The organism is Psychroflexus planctonicus, from assembly GCF_014640195.1.
In the GTDB taxonomy this organism is placed as follows: Bacteria; Bacteroidota; Bacteroidia; order Flavobacteriales; family Flavobacteriaceae; genus Psychroflexus; species Psychroflexus planctonicus.
The window spans coordinates 1-18,533 of record NZ_BMGM01000002.1 but is presented as its reverse complement, the minus strand read 5'-3'; the positions used below and the strand labels follow the sequence as shown (position 1 = coordinate 18,533).

At 35.7% G+C, this 18,533-nt stretch carries 14 protein-coding genes and 1 other RNA gene; 3 read left to right on the top strand and 12 right to left on the bottom strand.

What is annotated here, in order from left to right:
- Positions 1 to 56 precede the first annotated feature (56 nt).
- Positions 57 to 1,496, top strand: coding sequence for an L-serine ammonia-lyase (locus IEV72_RS02230; RefSeq protein WP_188457457.1), 1,440 nt, complete (start codon positions 57 to 59; stop codon positions 1,494 to 1,496).
- A gap of 121 nt (positions 1,497 to 1,617) precedes the next feature.
- Positions 1,618 to 2,133, top strand: coding sequence for an ankyrin repeat domain-containing protein (locus tag IEV72_RS02225; RefSeq protein WP_188457456.1), 516 nt, complete (start codon positions 1,618 to 1,620; stop codon positions 2,131 to 2,133).
- A gap of 126 nt (positions 2,134 to 2,259) precedes the next feature.
- Here the strand turns inward: IEV72_RS02225 and IEV72_RS02220 are convergent, their stop codons facing one another.
- From IEV72_RS02220 to ssrA, 12 genes are all read right to left on the bottom strand, one after another.
- Positions 2,260 to 6,957 (bottom strand): DUF8693 domain-containing protein, encoded by a 4,698-nt coding sequence (locus tag IEV72_RS02220; protein ID WP_188457455.1) that lies wholly within the window; start codon positions 6,955 to 6,957, stop codon positions 2,260 to 2,262.
- 477 nt (positions 6,958 to 7,434) lie between these two features.
- Entirely contained in the window at positions 7,435 to 8,052 is a 618-nt protein-coding gene (gene hisIE / locus IEV72_RS02215; RefSeq protein WP_188457454.1) for a bifunctional phosphoribosyl-AMP cyclohydrolase/phosphoribosyl-ATP diphosphatase HisIE, read from the bottom strand.
- Positions 8,049 to 8,804 (bottom strand): imidazole glycerol phosphate synthase subunit HisF, encoded by a 756-nt coding sequence (gene hisF / locus IEV72_RS02210; protein ID WP_188457453.1) that lies wholly within the window; start codon positions 8,802 to 8,804, stop codon positions 8,049 to 8,051. The genes hisIE and hisF overlap by 4 nt, the downstream gene beginning before the upstream one ends.
- 290 nt (positions 8,805 to 9,094) lie before the next feature.
- Entirely contained in the window at positions 9,095 to 9,322 is a 228-nt protein-coding gene (locus IEV72_RS13630; RefSeq protein WP_229731772.1) for a four helix bundle protein, read from the bottom strand.
- 244 nt (positions 9,323 to 9,566) lie between these two features.
- A complete protein-coding gene (gene hisA, locus IEV72_RS02200) occupies positions 9,567 to 10,295 on the bottom strand; it encodes a 1-(5-phosphoribosyl)-5-[(5-phosphoribosylamino)methylideneamino]imidazole-4-carboxamide isomerase (RefSeq protein ID WP_188457452.1) in 729 nt (242 codons plus the stop codon).
- A 240-nt stretch (positions 10,296 to 10,535) separates the two neighbouring features.
- Positions 10,536 to 11,117: an imidazole glycerol phosphate synthase subunit HisH gene (gene hisH, locus IEV72_RS02195; protein WP_188457451.1), complete on the bottom strand. Its 582-nt coding sequence runs from the start codon at positions 11,115 to 11,117 to the stop codon at positions 10,536 to 10,538.
- 294 nt (positions 11,118 to 11,411) lie between these two features.
- Complete coding sequence (gene hisB / locus IEV72_RS02190) at positions 11,412 to 12,557, bottom strand: bifunctional histidinol-phosphatase/imidazoleglycerol-phosphate dehydratase HisB (RefSeq protein WP_188457450.1); 1,146 nt, start codon at positions 12,555 to 12,557, stop codon at positions 11,412 to 11,414.
- On the bottom strand, positions 12,557 to 13,597 hold the full coding sequence (hisC, locus tag IEV72_RS02185) for a histidinol-phosphate transaminase (protein WP_188457449.1): 1,041 nt from the start codon (positions 13,595 to 13,597) through the stop codon (positions 12,557 to 12,559). The genes hisB and hisC overlap by 1 nt, the downstream gene beginning before the upstream one ends.
- A 2-nt stretch (positions 13,598 to 13,599) precedes the next feature.
- Positions 13,600 to 14,886 (bottom strand): histidinol dehydrogenase, encoded by a 1,287-nt coding sequence (gene hisD / locus IEV72_RS02180; protein ID WP_188457448.1) that lies wholly within the window; start codon positions 14,884 to 14,886, stop codon positions 13,600 to 13,602.
- Positions 14,887 to 14,891: 5 nt separating this feature from the next.
- Positions 14,892 to 15,746: an ATP phosphoribosyltransferase gene (gene hisG, locus IEV72_RS02175; protein ID WP_188457447.1), complete on the bottom strand. Its 855-nt coding sequence runs from the start codon at positions 15,744 to 15,746 to the stop codon at positions 14,892 to 14,894.
- Between the two features lie 344 nt (positions 15,747 to 16,090).
- Positions 16,091 to 16,372, bottom strand: coding sequence for a hypothetical protein (locus IEV72_RS02170; RefSeq protein ID WP_188457446.1), 282 nt, complete (start codon positions 16,370 to 16,372; stop codon positions 16,091 to 16,093).
- An 89-nt stretch (positions 16,373 to 16,461) separates the two neighbouring features.
- Positions 16,462 to 16,863: a transfer-messenger RNA gene (gene ssrA, locus IEV72_RS02165) on the bottom strand.
- Positions 16,864 to 17,104: 241 nt separating this feature from the next.
- Between ssrA and IEV72_RS02160 the strand changes: the two genes are divergently transcribed.
- A complete protein-coding gene (locus IEV72_RS02160) occupies positions 17,105 to 18,310 on the top strand; it encodes an NAD(P)-dependent oxidoreductase (protein ID WP_188457445.1) in 1,206 nt (401 codons plus the stop codon).
- The last annotated feature ends 223 nt before the right edge of the window (positions 18,311 to 18,533 follow it).

The following is an 18,533-nucleotide window of genomic DNA, read 5'->3' as shown; positions in this document are numbered from 1 at the left end:
TTCACTTTCAGAAATTTCTCTCATCTTTGCCACATTCACAATAAATGGCTTTTTGAATGAAAAAAGTGGAATGCATAAGCGTATTCGATATGCTTAAAATTGGTGTTGGTCCTTCGAGTTCTCATACCTTAGGTCCTTGGCGAGCTTCACAACGATGGATTGAAGAGTTGAAAGATGAAGGGCTGCTCGAAAAAATAAAACGAATCGAAATTCATTTGTATGGCTCACTTTCGTTAACCGGAATTGGCCATGCCACAGACATTGCTTCGGTGTTAGGTTTATGTGGTCATGATCCTGTAACTATGGATACCTTGACCATTGGCGATGAAATCGATTTCATCAAAGCCAAATCTGAATTGCATTTGGACAAAGCTATTTTTGTTGAATTTGATTTCGAAAACGATATCGTCTTTCATAAACATTTTTTAGATTTTCATCCCAATGGAATGATGTATAAAGCCATTACCAAAGATGGAAAGGAATACGAATCTTATTTTTATTCCATCGGTGGTGGATTTGTGGTGAAAGAAGAACGTGAAAATGCAGCTCAAAATATAGCCGATTTTAAGCAGTTTCCATTTCCTGTTGAAAGTGCCGCACAACTACAAACCTATTGCGAACAAGAGCAAAAAAGCATAGCTGAAATTGTATTAGAAAACGAACGTTCCTTACGAACTGATGCAGAAATTGATGCTGGTCTCAAAGCCATTTGGGATGTGATGTTAGAGTCTATGTATTTGGGTTGCCACACCGAAGGCAACTTGCCAGGTGGATTGAATGTGACCCGAAGAGCAACAAGCACCAATAAAAAATTATTAGCAGAAAAATTTGAAGACTATGAAACCAAAGAAGAATGGTTAGAAACCATCAGAAAGAAAGAAGTTCGGTTTAGGCAAATTTTACAATGGGTAAGCTGTTTTGCTATTTCGGTGAATGAAGTAAATGCATCTTTAGGTCGTGTGGTAACTTCTCCCACCAACGGAAGCTCAGGAACCATGCCTGCCGTGTTGATGTATTATTTGTGTATCGAAAATCACCAAGCAAGTTTTGAAGAAATCAAACGTTTTATGTTGGTGGCTGGAGAAATTGGCTCTTTGTTTAAAAAAGGAGCTACCATCTCTGCTGCTATGGGCGGCTGCCAAGCTGAAATTGGTGTTTCTTCTGCGATGGCTGCCGGTGCGCTTTGCGATTTGATGGGTGGAAACACCGCTCAAGTTTTAATGGCAAGCGAAATCGCCATGGAACATCACTTGGGATTAACCTGCGACCCGATTGCGGGTTTGGTGCAAATTCCTTGTATAGAACGCAATGCCATGGGTGCAATTAAAGCCATCAATGCTGCTGAAATTGCTATTGAAAGCGATGCGACAAAAGCCAAGATACCACTTGACAAAGTAATTAATACCATGTGGGAAACGGCAAAAGACATGAGTTCGCGCTACAAAGAAACTTCGGAAGGCGGTTTAGCGGTACAAGTGATGATGAGCGACTGCTAATGCTTATTGATTTTGACTTTGTGATTATAATCGAACTCAGGTTATTAAACTTTTGTTAGAATAGTTAGTTAAAAATGGTTGTAAAATTGAATTTCAGAATCTTTGCAAAAAAAATATTCCAATGAAAAATATACTCCTTACAAGTTTATTCTTTTTAAGTTTTTGTTCGTATGCACAGAATACCATTTTTGATGTTGCTCGTGAAGGAAGCCTAAACGAAGCCAAAAATTTAGTAGAAGAAAATCCAGCATTGGTCAACTCGGTTTCCGAAAAAGGATTTTCTCCCATTTTATTAGCCGTGTATTATGAAAATGAAGCCGTTGCCAAATACTTAATAAAAGCTGGAGCCAAGGTCAACATCGATAGTGCCTATGGAACACCGTTGATGGCAGCAGTGGTAAAAGGAAATCAGGAATTGGTTGAATTAATTTTAGCACAAAATCCAAATGTAAATGCAGTTGACCAAAATGGTGTAAATGCCATCATTTATGCGGTGATGTTTGAACAAACAGAGATTATCAAAAAACTCTTAAAAGCCGATGTTGACCTTAACCATCAAGACAAAAAAGGAAAATCTGCCTTAGATTATGCCGAAGACTCTACTAACGAAGAAATAAAAGCTTTACTTTTAGAATGATATGTTATACTTATTGCGCAACAAAAAATAAAAGTTTTTTGAATATTGAAGTACATTTTAATTTCATCTTATAGTAATAAAAAAAGGGCAAAAAATTGATTTTCTGCCCTTTTTGCTAAAGATTAATTATTTTACAATAATCTTTTTACTAGTTTGAAAATCCTTGTGATGAACTTGCATTAAATATAGTCCAGTTTTTAAATTGATTTCTTTAAAAGTTTTATTTCCTGTTTCATCAAAATCTACTTCCTTGCTGAATACTTGCTTTCCAACTAAGTCAAAAATGGATACAATAGCGGTTTCGTTAGCCAGAGTAGAACTTGTAATTTGAAACTGATTATTTACAATTGGATTTGGATAAATAACAAAATCATTTTTTGCAAAATCGGTTGTGTTTAAACTTACTTCTTCAAACACTAAACTAAACCTATTAAAGGCTTTTGAAGCATTTATACTTTCATCTACAGAAAATTCGTAAGTGTAATCTAGATTTTCTAAATCTATAATTTCATTCAAGTAATTATCTTCCAAAAATACTTTTGTATTTTCAGGTAACGATGTGGCATCAACTTGAAAAACATATTCTTGATGTCTATACTGATTTACAAATAAAGCTAATGCTTCATTTTCAGTTGGTAAAGCTCTTTGTTCAATCGAAATTAATTTTCCGTTTTCAATTCGTGCAAAATTTTCGTCAATATTTTCAAGTTTTAACGCATCTTCAACATTAAGGTTTTCATTGAAATTAGAAGCGAAACGAATCAAAACTGCATCTAAGGAAGTGTTTCCGTTCAAATATGAAGCTTTATCATAGAGTTGTATGGCTAATTTTTGATCAGGTGATTCAGTGCTAAAAACTTCTGTTTGTGGTGTATCTACAGCTTTATGATTTTCTTGAAACACAATTTCAAAAGGTTGCTCATCATTTATGGCATAAAAGAAAGCGGCTTGTCCTGGTTGTAAAAATCGGTTTGCATCTGAATCTTCATTACTTGTGGTATTGTTTGCAACATCAATGGTTGTAAAAGCTCCTCTACCGCCTGGCTGACCTGGAATTGGATTTGCTCCACCAATGTTTGGATCCCAGATTTGAACAAAATTATTTACATTAATCGAAGACTCTATTACAAGCGCTAAATCTACAGGGGCTTGATATGGATTCCCAATAAAATTAGGTCTCTGAAAAGCATTGTTCAGGTTATCACTGTGTGTAATAATGTTTTTGTTTAATGTTCCTGAAGATCGCAATACGGTATTATCTGGAGTAGCAGCATTAGAAGCTATGTCTATGGCTCTAGAACCACGAACCAATAAACGATAGGGTACATTAGCTTCAATTACATTTTGATCTGTGTTTGTTACGGGGTTCCACGATTGATTTATATTGTCGAAATAAAATAAAGATGGATTTCCAGAAGGGTTCCAATCAAATCCATTTTGTCCATCTGCACTACTAGGATTGGGAGATGGCTCATTTGTTCCAGTTATGTGCGTTCCATATCCTGGATTTGGATTATCATTATAAGCAGTTGCTCCTTCTTGCCAGTTTTGGTGGATTGTTTGAGTACTTGTTATTGTAGGATTTAAAAATCTAAAAGCTCTTCTTGCCGGTATAAAACGTTCAACTTGAACACTTCCTGTAATGTCCGCGCCAGCACCTATTTCACCAACAACTGCTGTACGCTCTTGACTAGATTTAAAAACCAAATTGGCGTTACTGTTTAATACTCCTGAGTTAGGTCTTAAAACACCTGTTAATTTTACAGGACTTTCTAGTTGATAAGTTCCTGAACCCGTCATAGCAATATCTTTTACTAAATTACTACTAAAGGCATTTCCTGATAAAGCTTGAGTGGTATTTCCAGAAAAAACTATTTCTGCATTACTCGCATTTAATCTACCTAAATTAGCGCTTAAATTTCCACCTAATTCCAATGTGTTAGTACCTAGCGGAATTATACCATTTTCTAAATGTAGGTTAGCATCTACTGCAAAGTTGTTAGGAATTGAAAAGTTAGTTGTAGTTGTAGTTGTATTTTTATTTAAAGTAATATTAGCACTTGAACGATTATTTAGAAATAGATTATTCTCAATTTCGTTAGGACCTAAAAATTCGAATGTGCCCATGCCTCCAAGTATTCCATTGTTTCGAACAATTGCATTTTCAAAAACTACCTTATTATTGATGCCTGCTTCAAATGTACCAGAAGTTAATTGTAAATTATCAATTCTCAGTTCCTTGATATCAGACTTCACAACAGATTCATTATTGATTACAACTTCTTTTAAACTCTGAGTAACCAAGGAATCACTTAAAATAAACTGTTCTGTATTGCCGTCAAAAACAACTTGAGTAGTGTTGAAATTTAAATTTTGTTCGTTGATTACCAAGTCTCCTTTCACATTCAAGTTTGAAGGTAAAGTTGAATTATTTCCATTTAGAACCATATTATAATATCCCACATTTACAGTTCCAGGATTGGGAATATTTTGATTTTTACCGGTAAAATAAATCGTGTTTGGATTTGTTACTGCATTAAAGTTTGCCGTTGCTGGAATACTTAAATTGTTTACAATTTCAATTTCTGTATTAGATTGAACTTTTACATTGGCGTTTTCATCTGCTACTAAATTATAGAATTTTAAATTACCATTAAGTGTTGCTTCAGAAGAAGTTGAACCATCCATTAAATAGAAAGTACTTTCACTGGAATTTAAGCTTCCCAATATATTGAATGTACCATAATTTAAACCTCCACCAGCATAGTTGGGTCCGCCATACATATAAATATCAGGAGCTCCTTCTGTCATTAATTCTGCATCAGGTGCAATTTCAATAGTACGCATTCTAACTTCACCTTCAACTATTCCAGGATTTTCTTGGTTTCCATCACCATATCCTGAATTTTCATTTATTATAGGCGGAAAATTATATGAACTAGGAATATAAACATCAGAAGTTTCATTAGGAATTTTACTACCAGACCAATTCGAAACAACATTCCAATTACTACTTCCACCGTCTGTTGCTCCAACCCAAACATATTCTCCAATGGTTTCTTTTTCAGAAAGCATCCAGTATTTAGTAAGCGTTCCAGCTCCAGAAATAGCACCTTCTTTTGTTAAGTACAATACAGAGTGATTAGATAATTCAATCCAATTTTCTTCTAAATTATTAGCTGTTTTTCCATGTTCATGAGGTGTAATACCATTGTAGGGTAAATGATGATCCCAAGTAATTAACTCTGCACTAGAATTGGTGTTTAGTTCTTCTGGTTGATAAGCCATACGTAAAGTAAATCTAGTGCTGCCTGGTAAATCTACACTAGCAGCATACTGTATTTGATACAAACGCTTCACTGCACTTCTAGGTCCAGTAAGTGGATTCCCTGTGTTTTCATCGAAAAGAAACAACTCTGTATCTTCTCCTAAATTATCGACATGCTCACCATAATCTCCTCTAGTGATGGTAAATAACATTGATTCTGGTAATCCGCTAGCTCCTGTTGGAGAATTAAACGAAATTCGTGTTTCAGAATTTCCAAAATCATACGTTTTATTATTAACTATTGTATTTCTTTTTACTTTACCTGTTACATCCCCTATTCCGTTAGTTGAAGCATTCTCGCCCATATATAAAATATACGAATTCAAATTATTAAAAGGTTGTGTACTGTCAGCAAAATTAGGGTCTGTCCCGTATTCAACTTGAGCATAACTGCCGTAATTAATCACCATGTCTAATAATCCATCGGTAATGTTAGAGTTTTCAGCATTCAAATTTAGGCTCCTTGAGATCGATAAATCACTCTGCATTTTTATACCTCCAGATTGTGAAATAGTAAAATTAGATACAGCTCCTTCAAAAGTTTCATCAGGAATAGAAATAAGCGATTGGTTTGCAAAGTTTAGTTCACCTTCGCTATCTTGTTGACGTATTTTTCCTTCTTTTTTAAAAAATGTATTTCCAGAGAATTTTAAGCTATGTTGACTTACATCTAGAACACCACTATTCAAGTTTAAAGCAGCATTTATTTCTCTACTCTTTGTCATACTAACAACACCAGAAGCTTGAACAGTGAAGTCTTGAAGCAGGTTGCCTGATGTTGGCCATGTTTGTGTGTCTGAATAAATTAATTCTGTTGTTCCGTACACCGTAGAAACATTCGTGCCTCCATAGATTTCACTAATGCCAAGATGTCCTGTGGATAGGTAAAAACGATTGATTATTTGAGATGAAAGATTAATATTACATTGTAATGTTTGTGTAGTATCTCCTGTAAAATATATACCAGATGGAAGCCTAATAGAATTGCTCACAATATTTCCACCTAACAGATTTACGTTTCCATCTACAGCTAAAACCCCTGCGTTTGTAGAAGAACCTGATTCTGTTCCGCCATAAAAAGATAAAGCTCCTCCTGTTATTGTAAAGTCTCCACTTACAAAAGTTCTTAAGTTATCCCCTGAATTGGCTTGAGTAAGCTGTAATGTACCGCTAGAAATTTTTAGGTCTCCCTCAATTCGTCTTTCTGCATCTACAGGATAAGTCCAAATCCAAAATGTTTGAAAAGAACCAGTATAAACAGTGTGTCTGATTTCAATGTTTCCTTCAAACAAGCTAGCTGGCTGGGTACTGGTGTTAGACCAACTGGAGCCATTCCATTCTTCCCAAGTAGATGCATTTGTCCAATTCCCATTTTGTCTTGAACGTAAATCTCCTAATTCTTGTCCAAAACTTATTGAAGTAGAAAAAATAGCCATCAAAATAACTATCCAATAAGAAAAATGATACTTTACCGATATGTGTATAGATGTTTTCATCTTTTGTAGATTTAATTGCTACTAGCTTTATACGGTAAAGATATATTTTTTGTAGAATTAATTCTATGATTTGCATCATATAAACTCATTTTTTGTAATATTTATACGACAATTAATAATTTTAATGAAAATCTATAGAAAAATTTGTTTGTTATTTTTCCTTAAGGTCTAAATTAAAATGGGAGCATAATTTTATTCTTTATTGATTTGCTATTATTTAAAGCGAATGCAGTTTATATACATTTAATATTGAAGACTATTTAAAATACAGTTGAAATTGTTGTTGTGTATCGCCCGTGAAAAAATACGTGTACACTTCGCCCTTAGTCCTAAATACTTATAGGAAAAATTTAGAATTTATTTGAACTATCTGAATAATTGAAACAATAAGAAGCTTGATCTTACTTTATAAATAGTAAGATGTTGGAAAACAGTCAAACCTACACCAATTTTAAATTGAAAATGAAGCCAACTAACCTATTTATTTTTATTGGACCTTTCTAACAAAACCTGTTCAATCGCTTTCAAACTGAAGCCTTTGGCCTTCAATAAAATCAAATAGTGAAAAAGCAAATCTGCACTTTCATTTAAAAACAAGTCGTCGTTTTCATCTTTGGCTTCAATTACCACTTCAACAGCTTCTTCACCCACTTTTTGAGCTATTTTGTTGATTCCACTTTCAAATAATGAAGCCACATAACTTTTTTCTGAAGTTGAATTTTTTCGGGATTCGATTATCCTTTCCAATTCACTTAAAAAACCAAAATTAGATTCATTTTCATTTCCCCAACAGGTGTCCGTTCCTTTGTGGCATGTCGGTCCGTGTGGATTCACTTGAACTAAAAACGTATCTTGGTCGCAATCCAATTCAATGGACTTCAATACCAAGAAGTTGCCGCTTTCTTCGCCTTTGGTCCACAGCCGTTTTTTGCTTCTGCTGTAAAAAGTGACTTTTTTGGAAGTCATTGTTTTTTCCAAAGCTTCCAAATTCATATAACCCAACATAAGCACGTTTTTAGTTTGTGCATCTTGTATAATAGCGGGAAGTAATCCGTCTTCGCTTTTGCTGAAATCTGCTTGTTCTGTTATATTCATAATCGTACTAATATGCCGTTAGTTGATAAATAGTTTTTTAAACTGGGTAGTTCTATTTCTTTAAAGTGAAAAACACTTGCAGCCAAAGCGGCATCGGATTTTCCTTTTTGAAATGTTTCTAAAAAATGAGCTTTATTTCCTGCTCCACCTGAAGCAATAATCGGAATATTTACCAAACTAGACAATTTTGCCAAGGCTTCATTTGCAAATCCCGCTTTGGTACCATCGTTATTCATGGATGTGAATAAAATTTCACCTGCTCCAAGCTTTTCTACTTCTTGAGCCCAATCGAATAAATCGATTTCCGTAGGTTGCTTCCCTCCTACTAAATGAACTTTCCATTCACCTTCAATCAGTTTCGCATCGATAGCCACCACCACACATTGATTCCCGAATCGCTTGGAAATTTGGGTGATTAACTCAGGATTTTTGACCGCTGCGGAATTGATAGAAACTTTATCGGCTCCCGAATTCAATAGCAATTCTACATCTTCAATACTGGAAATACCGCCACCAACTGTAAATGGAATATTAATTCGTTCGGCTATTCGCTCTACCAATTGTGCTAAGGTTTTACGGCGTTCTTCGGTTGCTGAAATATCCAGAAATACCAGTTCGTCTGCTCCGTTTTCTGAATATAATTCCGCTAAATCAACTGGATCTCCGGCATCTCGCAGTCCTTCAAAATTGATTCCTTTTACGGTGCGACCGTTTTTGATGTCTAAACAAGGGATGATTCGTTTGGTTTGCATGGCTTAAAGTTAGAAGTTTGATATTAAAAGTTCGATATTAAATATTTGAAGTTAAAAGTTAGATGAAAAAGTTAAATATTAAAAGTTAGATATTAGATATTAAAAGTTGAGATTGAATATTAGAAGTAAAAAGTTAAGTGCAAAACGGCTCATTATTTACTTTTTTTATATTGATTGGCCCTTGCTGTATTGATTGATGCCACCATGATGGCTAAGAGTTCTTTTGCTTCTGTTTGTAGTGGTAAAATAATGTCTTTTTTCTCAGGCAAGACTTCTTCAAAAAGTTCTAATCAATACAGACTTTCGTCTGCTTCTTCTTCCACAATTTTCAATTTATTAATAAAATCGCGTGTAGATTTGGCTCTTTGTGAAGCTCGATAATTCGCACCAACTGAACTAGAACACCTTATTAATTGGTTTACATAAGCATTAAATTCACGAGACTTTGGAACTAGAAAACAAAATTTCCAACAATCTATAGCAAAAGCTTTTGTTCTATTAAGTATCTCATTTTTCATAGGAATTGGTTTTATTTAGTTAAAATAAAGAAATTAAGACCATGTCACTCAATTTAAACATCTAAAATTCGTATTTAATCCTTTTAACTTTTAATATCATATTTTTTACTTCTAATATCGTACCTGCCTGACTAGGTCACGCAGGCAGGCTTCTACTATCGTACTTCTAATATCCTACTTCTAATATCCAACTTCTAATATCGTACTTCTAATATCGTACTTCCAATATCGCACTTCTAATATCCTATTTCCAACTTACCACATACCGTTCTATCTGTTTCAAACTAATCCTATTCTCATAAATCGCTTTTCCTAGAATTACTCCTTCACAACCGATTTCAGCTAATTTTGGGAATTCATCGATATTTGAAATTCCACCAGAAGCGATGAGTTTGATTTCGGGTGTTTGTTGAATGATTTTTTGATACAAATCGAATGACGGGCCTTGCAGCATGCCATCTTTTGAAATATCGGTACAAATTACATATTGAATGCCTTCCTCTTGGTAATTTTGAATAAACGGAAGAATGTCGAGTTCACTTTCATCTTGCCAACCGTTTACAGCGATTTTTTCATCTTTACAGTCGGCTCCAAGGATGATTTTTTCACTTCCGAATTTCGTCAACCAAGCCGTAAAAATACTTGGATCTTTTACCGCGATACTTCCGCCGGTAATTTGATTTGCCCCTGATTCGAAAGCAATTTTTAAATCTTCATCCGATTTTAATCCACCGCCAAAATCGATTTTCAAGTTGGTTTTGCATGCTATTTTTTCTAGGACTTTGTGGTTAACAATGTGCTTGGATTTAGCTCCGTCTAAATCGACTAAATGCAGAAACTCAATTCCTACGCCTTCAAAAGATTTAGCTACTTCCAATGGATCTTCGTTGTATATTTTCTTGGTATTGTAATCGCCTTTGGTCAAGCGAACACATTTTCCTTCAATGATGTCTATTGCGGGTATGATTCTCATGGGTTTGGGGTTGTCGGTTGTCGGTTGTCGGTTGTCAACAAGAAATCAGAGATTTCTTGTTTTTCAAATATTCTTAAAACTCATTTTTCCATTATCTATTATCTTTACTCTCTTCTCTCTTCTCTACTCTCTACTAAATACCGCTATCTGTTTCAAGCAAATCCTATTCTCATAAATCGTTTTCCTAAAATCACTCCTTCACAACCGATTTCTGCTCAATTTTATTGTTAATTCAGTTCATTAAATCATCAGAAAATTCTTCAATAGCTGTTCTCCTATTTTTCCACTTTTTTCGGGGTGAAATTGAACACCGTAAAAATTATCCTTTTGCAAAGCCGAAGCATAATCTATTCCATAGTTGGTAGTGGCAATGGCTTTTTGATGCAACGGCACATAATACGAATGCACCAAATACATGAATTCCTTTTCAGCTATATTTTTCATTAAATCTGACTGTAAATCAAAGATTTGGTTCCATGCGATTTGGGGAACTTTCAATTCATTTCCGAATTTCTTCACTTCTGCATCAAATATTCCTAAACACTTGGTTTCTCCTTCTTCTGAAAATTCACACATCAATTGCATGCCTAAACAAATGCCTAAAACCGGCTGCTGCAAACTAGGAATCAATTGGTCTAATCCTGTATTTTTCAACTGATTCATAGCGTAATTGGCTTCTCCTACTCCCGGAAAAATCACTTTATCGGCTCGCTGAATTTCTTCCCAATTGGATGATAATTTGGCTTCCAACCCCAACCGCTGAAACGCAAATTGAATGCTTTTGATATTCCCTACTCCGTAATCGATGATAACTAAATTCACTTATTGATGGTTTTGTTATTTGTGGTTGCTATGATAACGATTTCGCCCCGCTGGGGCTAATATAATTTCGTCCCGCTGGGGCAATTATGATTTCGCCCCGCTGGGCTATTAAGATTTCACCCCGCTGGGGCTTTTTTATCGTTCGTTTTCAATTTGTATTTCTAGTATCAAATCTCATTTTTCATTTCTCAATTCTAATATCTCATTTCTAACTTCTAACTTCTTATATCTCACTTCTAATATCTCACTTCTAATATCTAATATCTTACTTCTCACTTCGAAAAAATCTAACTTCTACAAAACCCCTTTCGTCGATGGTAAAATCATTTTATCTGTATCGCGTTTTATTGCCATTTTAATGGCTTTGGCGAAGGCTTTGAAAATCGCTTCTATTTTATGGTGTTCGTTTTGGCCATTTGCTCGAATGTTCAAATTGGCTTTGGCGGCATCAGAAAAAGATTTGAAAAAATGCATAAACATTTCGGTTGGCATTTTTCCGATCATTTCTCGTTGAAAATCAGCTTCCCAAACCAACCAATTTCTGCCACCAAAATCGATGCTGACTCTGGCTTCGCAATCGTCCATGGGTAAACAAAAACCGTAGCGTTCTATACCTAATTTATCGCCTAAAGCTTCTCTAAAAACTTCGCCTAATACAATCGCGGTATCTTCAATGGTATGGTGTTCGTCTACTTCTAAGTCACCGTTTACTTTGACGTTTACATCTACTTGACCGTGTTTGGCAATTTGGGTAAGCATGTGGTCGAAAAAGGCGATTCCGGTTGAGATTTCGCTTTTTCCGCTTCCATCGAGATTTAGTTCAATTTCTATTTCGGTTTCGGAAGTGGTTCTTTTGATCTTGGAAACGCGGTTGCCAAACTTCAAAAAACGATAGATTTCTTCCCAAGATTGAGTTTCTAAAGCAATGAATTCTTGTAAATCTGTTGCTGTTGAAATTTCATCACTTCCCAAGTTGCGTTCATCACTTATGAAAATGGCTTTTGCGCCTAAATTTTTCGCCAAAGCCACATCAGTAATTCGGTCACCGATGACAAGGGAATTTTTCAAATCGTATTCTTCTGAAAAATACTTGGTCAACAATCCTGTTTTGGGTTTTCGGGTTTCGGCATTTTCATGTGGAAAAGTTTTATCGATCAGCACTTCAGCAAAATCAACTCCTTCACTTTTGAAGCTTTTCAAAATAAAATGATGCACTGGCCAGAAATTTTCTTCGGGATGCGAAGCTGTGCCCAAACCATCTTGATTAGTGACCATCACCAATTCAAAATTCAATTCTCTAGCGATTTTTCCCATGTAAAACAAAGCCTGTGGATAAAAATCCAGCTTTTCAAAAGAATCGATTTGATAATCGGCTGGCTCTTTGATCAAGGTTCCGTCTCTGTCGATAAACAAGACTTTTTTGGTTTGTTGATTCTTCATTATGCGTTTAATTCTTGTAAAGCTATAATTAATTTTTGATTTTCTTTCGGTGTGCCAATGCTGATGCGCAGGCAATCTTCGCAGTGCATTTCGTTGGTTCGGTTGCGAACCACCATTCCTTTTTCGATTAACTGATGGTATCGCAAAATAGCATTATCTACTTTCACCAGTAAAAAATTGGCTTCCGATGGATAAATCTTTTCTACAAAAGAAATCTTTTCGAGTTCCTTACACAACAAATCCCGTTCAGAAATCAGCATTTCTACTTGATTTTTATAGGTTTCAGCAGAAGCAATTACTTCCAAGGCTTTTTCTTGCGTTAACTGATTCACATTATAAGGCGGCTTGATTTTGTTGAGCAACTGAATGATTTCCGCTTGAGCGAAACCCATCCCGAGCCGAATTCCAGCGTGTGCATAAGCTTTGGAAAAAGTTTGCAAAACCACCAAATTCGGAAAATGATTTAATTCGCTTACAAAGGAATTTTGTGCTGCAAAGTCGATATAAGCTTCATCTAAAATCACCAATCCGCTGAAATTTTTCAGAATTTGTTTGACAGCTTGAGTGTTCATCAAATTTCCACTGGGATTGTTCGGTGAACACAAAAAAATGAGTTTGGTTTTATCTGAAACGGCTTCTAAAACAGCTTCTGGCTTCAACTGAAAATCTGGAGTTAACGGCACTTCATTCAATTGAATTTCATTTACTTCTGCCAATACTTTGTACATTCCGTAAGTGGGCGGAGTGGTGATAATTTCATCGATTTTGGGTTCGCAAAAGGCACGAAATAATAAATCTAATACTTCATCACTACCGTTTCCCAAAATCATATTAGCAGGAGGAATGCCTTTTAAATCAGACAACTTTTCCTTTACTTTTGTAGCATTCGGGTCTGGATAGCGGTTGTAACCCGATTGAAACGGATTTTCATTGGCGTCTTGAAAAATGAAATCTTGGTCTGTATCGGTAAATTCATCTCGAGCCGAAGAATAGGCCTTCATTTGAAGCACATTTTTTCTTGCTAAATCGGTTATCTTCATCACTATTTCTTTAAAGATTGAATACGTAAGCTCATGGCATTTTTGTGCGCTGCTAAACCTTCGGCATCAGCCATCAATTCTACTGCTCTGCCAATTTGATTGATTCCTTCAGGTTGAATTTCTTGAAACGTAATGCTTTTTGTAAAGGCATCTAAATTTACACCGCTGTATTGCTTGGCGTAACCGTTGGTGGGTAGCGTGTGATTGGTTCCTGAAGCATAATCACCAGCACTTTCGGGAGTATAATTTCCGATGAAAACCGAACCCGCATTTTCTATATTTTCTACAAAATAATCATTTTCAGCTGTACAAACAATAAAATGTTCTGGGGCGTATTCGTTGATCAATTCCAAAGCCGCTTGATAGTTTGCTAACAAAATAATTTTTGAATTCTCGATGGCTTTGGCTGCGATTTCCTTGCGGGGAAGTGAATTTAATTGATTTGTTATTTCCATTTTAACTTGCTCCGCTATTCTTGAAGAAGTAGTGACTAAAATTACTTGTGAATCGGTTCCATGTTCTGCTTGGCTGAGCAAATCGGAAGCTACAAAAGCTGGATTTGCCGTGTCGTCTGCCATGACCAACAATTCGGATGGACCAGCAGGCATGTCAATGCTTACATTGTATTTGGTTGCCAGTTGTTTGGCAACGGTCACATATTGATTTCCGGGTCCAAAAATCTTGTATACTTTGGGAATGCTTTGCGTTCCAAAAGTCATGGCACCAATGGCTTGGATTCCGCCTACTTTGAATATTTTAGCTACCCCACATAAGTTAGCCGTGTACAAAATGGCAGGGTGAATTTTTCCTTTTTTATCAGGTGGCGAGCACAATACAATTTCTTTACAACCGGCAATATTTGCTGGTAAAGCCAACATCAATACGCTCGAAAAAAGCGGAGCGCTTCCACCAGGAATGTATAAACCCACTTTTTGAATGGGTTTCTCTTGTTGCCAGCACTTCACTCCTTTTTGCGTTTCCACAACTACTTTATCCGTTTTTTGAGCGGTGTGAAATGCTTCAATATTGGATTTGGCTAATTGAATGGCTTCCTTCAATTCGGCGGAAACTTCATTTTCTGCTTGCTGAATTTCATCAGCTGAAACCGCTAATTTTTCTATCTGAACACCATCAAATAAAGTGGTGTATTTGTTTACGGCTTCGTCACCTTGTTTGGCAATTTCATCAAAAATAGTTTCCACCGTAGTTTCGATGTCTTTCACTTCTTGTGTTGGTCTTTTTAAAAGTGTAGACCATTCTGATTTACTAGGGTTTTGTATAAGTTGCATAGCTTCTAAATTACCATTTTTTCGATTGGACAAACCAAAATGCCTTCGGCTCCAGCCAGTTTTAATTCATCTATAATTTCCCAGAATTTTTCTTGTTGAATCACAGTGTGGAGCGAACTCCAACCTTCTTTTGCCAACGGAAGTAAAGTTGGACTTTTCATGCCGGGTAAAATGGATATGATTTCATCAATTTTATCGTTGGGTGCATTCAACAAAACATATTTGGATTCTTTTGCCTTCAATACACTTTGAATGCGGAATTGAAGCTTTTGTAGAAGTTGGGTGTTTTCAGCTGACAGCTTAGGCGAAGTGGCTAACACCGCTTCACTTTTTAAAATGACATCGGTTTCTTTCAAGTTGTTTTTGAACAAAGTGCTTCCGCTGGAAACGATATCGCAAATGGCATCTGCCAAACCAATGTTGGGCGCAATTTCAACCGAACCACTGATGATGTGCAATTCGGCTTCCACTTTATTTTCTTTTAAAAATTTCTTTACCGTATTGGGATAGGAAGTGGCGATTTTCTTTCCCTGCAAATCGTCTACGGAATTGTAAAATTCATTTTTAGGCACCGCCATGGAAACACGGCATTTGGAAAAACCAAGTCGCTCAACAAAGGGTAAATCTTCGCCTTTTTCGTAGAGTAAGTTTTCTCCGATGATGGCTAAATCTACAACGCCATCTCGCAAATACTGTGGAATGTCTCCATTTCTAAGAAAAAGCACTTCAATAGGAAAGTTAGATGCGTTAACTTTGAGTTGGTCCCTGCCGTTATCGATGGAAATTCCACAATCTTTTAGCAATTTAAGCGATTGTTCATTAAGTCTTCCTGATTTTTGAATAGCAATTTTTAATTTCATTTGTTTGTTTATTTTTTTCTATTAAAAAACCCGCTTGATTTGCTCAAACGGGTTTAGAATAGATTATAGGTTATGCACAAATCATTTATTCATCGCCGCTGAGCGTTGTTAAAAAATGATGATGTGTATGTGTTTTATATTTCATTTCGGTGCAAAAGTAAACTTTATTGTGAGTTTCCAAAACTTGCTAACAATTATTTAAGTAAAGATGAAGTGGAAATTAGTTTTCATCATCATACCACTATATTTCTTCAAAATAAGCTGTTTTAAGCTATTGGCAGTAGTAAATATTTCATAAGGCTTACTATTTGTCATTGTTGAATTCATAAAAAATAAAAGTTGGCTTATTCCACTTCTATTGCACCTAAGCTAGGCTTTGATTTTATTTTATTTCCTAAAATATCTTTCTGCAATTGTAATCCGTATACTAAACCAATACTATCAGAAGGAATTTTTGGAATAGAGATTCCACGGTTTTTAACTAACCTGATTTGTTGCGGTGTGAAATCTGATAATGAGTTATTAAATTCTTTAAATTTAGGATTTCCATAGTAAGGAGATTTATCTTGAATAGGCAAATTATCCGGCCAGGTTGAGTTGTTTAAAAATAAAGTAAAAAGTATCAAGTTTTAAATAAAAATAAGAAGAATTACCACACAAATCAAACAATAAAAAAACCTTAATACACTCAAATAAAGCATATTAAGGTTTTTAATTGTGGAGTCGGGGAGACTCGAACTCCCGTCCAAACAAGCAATTCAGCAGCTTTCTACACGTTTAGTTTTTACTTGGGTTTTCGAGTTCATGCTGGCCAAAAACAACCTACATGAACCTTATTCTCAATTTAGTTTTACCTGCGCATCAAGACCCTACGCAAGCTATATTTACTTTATCGGTGCCTCTGGTGTAAATGCCGTAAATCAAGGCCTTTACGAGACATCATGGCCCACTACCTAGTAGCGGCTAAGCATACCCTACTATAATTCGGATTACGCAGCCATGGCGTAGTTATTCTCGCCGTTTAAAAAAGTGTGAAATATGAGATTTACGAGCTGTATCCCAGCGCTCGACGTGCTTACCCCTCAATTGTCCTTGCTGTCAAAACCAAATCGACCCCAAGATATTGAATTGTAATTTCTATTTCAATGAACATTTTTTGGGCGTTCGGGCAGGCTTTTCGCTGTATCTTTTTGTGCCATTAATCAAAGCACAAAAAGGATGCCGCTGCAATCCTTAACGCAAATCCTAACTTCAATTTAAATATTAAAACTAAAATTAAAAAATTGTATTTCCATTAGGACTTGCAAAAGTAGAGAAATCAATTATATTTGAAACTAAATTCATCTTAAATTCTACAAATGAAATTCGGTATCATTAAAGAACGTAAAAATCCACCCGATCGCAGAGTGGTATTTTCACCAAAAAAAATAAAAGAAATACAGCAACAATTCCCAGCAGCCGAGTTTTATGTAGAACCCTCCGACATTCGAATATTTTCAGATCAAGCATACACAGCAGAAGGAATATCGGTCACAAAAAATATGGAACAATGCGATGTGCTACTCGGAGTAAAAGAAGTTCCCATTGATGAATTAATACCGAATAAAAAGTATTTCTTCTTTTCTCATACCATCAAAAAACAACCTTATAACCGCAAATTGCTACAAGCCATATTGCAAAAAAACATCGAATTATACGACCATGAAGTCATCACCAAAGCCAATGGAGCAAGACTCATCGGTTTTGGTAGATATGCTGGATTGGTTGGAGCATATAACGGTCTTCGACTTCTCGGAATTCGAGATGGAATACTCAACCTACCCAAAGTTGAATTGTTAAGGGATTTAAATGAAGTAAAAGCAGAACTCGATAAAATAAAATTGCCCAATATCAAAATCTGCTTAACCGGATTGGGAAAAGTGGCCAAAGGTGCAAAAGAAATTTTAGACCATTTGCAAATCAAAAAAGTAAACGTTGAAGAATACCTAAAACAAACATTTAACGAACCTGTTTATGTGGTGATTGATGTGCTTGACTATAACAAACGCAAAGATGGAAACCCCGGAAATAAAAAAGATTTTTTTAAAGATCCTTCCCCATATCAATCCAACTTTATGCGATTTGCAAAAACTACAGATTATTTTATTGCAGGACACTTCTTCGGAGAAGGTGCTCCTTACCTATTCACAAGAGCAGATGCCAAAGACAAGGATTTCAAAATTAATGTAGTAGCAGATATCAGTTGCGATATTGATGGACCAGTAGCTTCTACTATTCGTCCATCTACCATTGCAGACCCGTTTTACGCCTATGACCCGATAAACGAAAAGGAAGTCGAAATCGGCAAACCAAATTCAATAGCAGTGATGGCGGTTGACAATTTGCCTTGTGAACTTCCCAAAAATGCCAGCGAAGGTTTCGGCGAAATGTTTGCAGAACATGTAATTCCTTCATTTTTCAATAATGACAAAGATGGAATATTAGAAAGAGCTAAGATGACAGAAAATGGCTCACTAACTAAAAGATACGCTTACCTTAAAGATTTTGTTAAGGAGCTTGCCTAAGTAAATTATAAATTTAGCTAATTAATTAGGTGAAAACCTTTTTGTTAAGACAACATAGGGTGGACATTTACCATCCTAAAGTGTATTATTACATTTAAAAAAAGTAACAAAAAAAAAGTCCTTTCAGCGTGATTGCTAAAAGGACTTTTAGTATAAGGAAGGCGGCGACCTACTCTCCCACGGAATGCAGTACCATCGGCGCAAATGAGCTTAACTTCTCTGT

What these genes read in the sequence shown, in the direction of transcription:
- IEV72_RS02230 (WP_188457457.1), top strand. Translation starts at nt 57, where the DNA reads ATGAAAAAAGTGGAATGCATAAGCGTATTCGATATGCTTAAAATTGGT.
- IEV72_RS02225 (WP_188457456.1), top strand. Translation starts at nt 1,618, where the DNA reads ATGAAAAATATACTCCTTACAAGTTTATTCTTTTTAAGTTTTTGTTCG.
- IEV72_RS02220 (WP_188457455.1), bottom strand. Translation starts at nt 6,957, where the DNA reads ATGAAAACATCTATACACATATCGGTAAAGTATCATTTTTCTTATTGG.
- hisIE (WP_188457454.1), bottom strand. Translation starts at nt 8,052, where the DNA reads ATGAATATAACAGAACAAGCAGATTTCAGCAAAAGCGAAGACGGATTA.
- hisF (WP_188457453.1), bottom strand. Translation starts at nt 8,804, where the DNA reads ATGCAAACCAAACGAATCATCCCTTGTTTAGACATCAAAAACGGTCGC.
- IEV72_RS13630 (WP_229731772.1), bottom strand. Translation starts at nt 9,322, where the DNA reads ATGAAAAATGAGATACTTAATAGAACAAAAGCTTTTGCTATAGATTGT.
- hisA (WP_188457452.1), bottom strand. Translation starts at nt 10,295, where the DNA reads ATGAGAATCATACCCGCAATAGACATCATTGAAGGAAAATGTGTTCGC.
- hisB (WP_188457450.1), bottom strand. Translation starts at nt 12,557, where the DNA reads ATGAAGAATCAACAAACCAAAAAAGTCTTGTTTATCGACAGAGACGGA.
- hisC (WP_188457449.1), bottom strand. Translation starts at nt 13,597, where the DNA reads ATGAAGATAACCGATTTAGCAAGAAAAAATGTGCTTCAAATGAAGGCC.
- hisD (WP_188457448.1), bottom strand. Translation starts at nt 14,886, where the DNA reads ATGCAACTTATACAAAACCCTAGTAAATCAGAATGGTCTACACTTTTA.
- hisG (WP_188457447.1), bottom strand. Translation starts at nt 15,746, where the DNA reads ATGAAATTAAAAATTGCTATTCAAAAATCAGGAAGACTTAATGAACAA.
- IEV72_RS02160 (WP_188457445.1), top strand. Translation starts at nt 17,105, where the DNA reads ATGAAATTCGGTATCATTAAAGAACGTAAAAATCCACCCGATCGCAGA.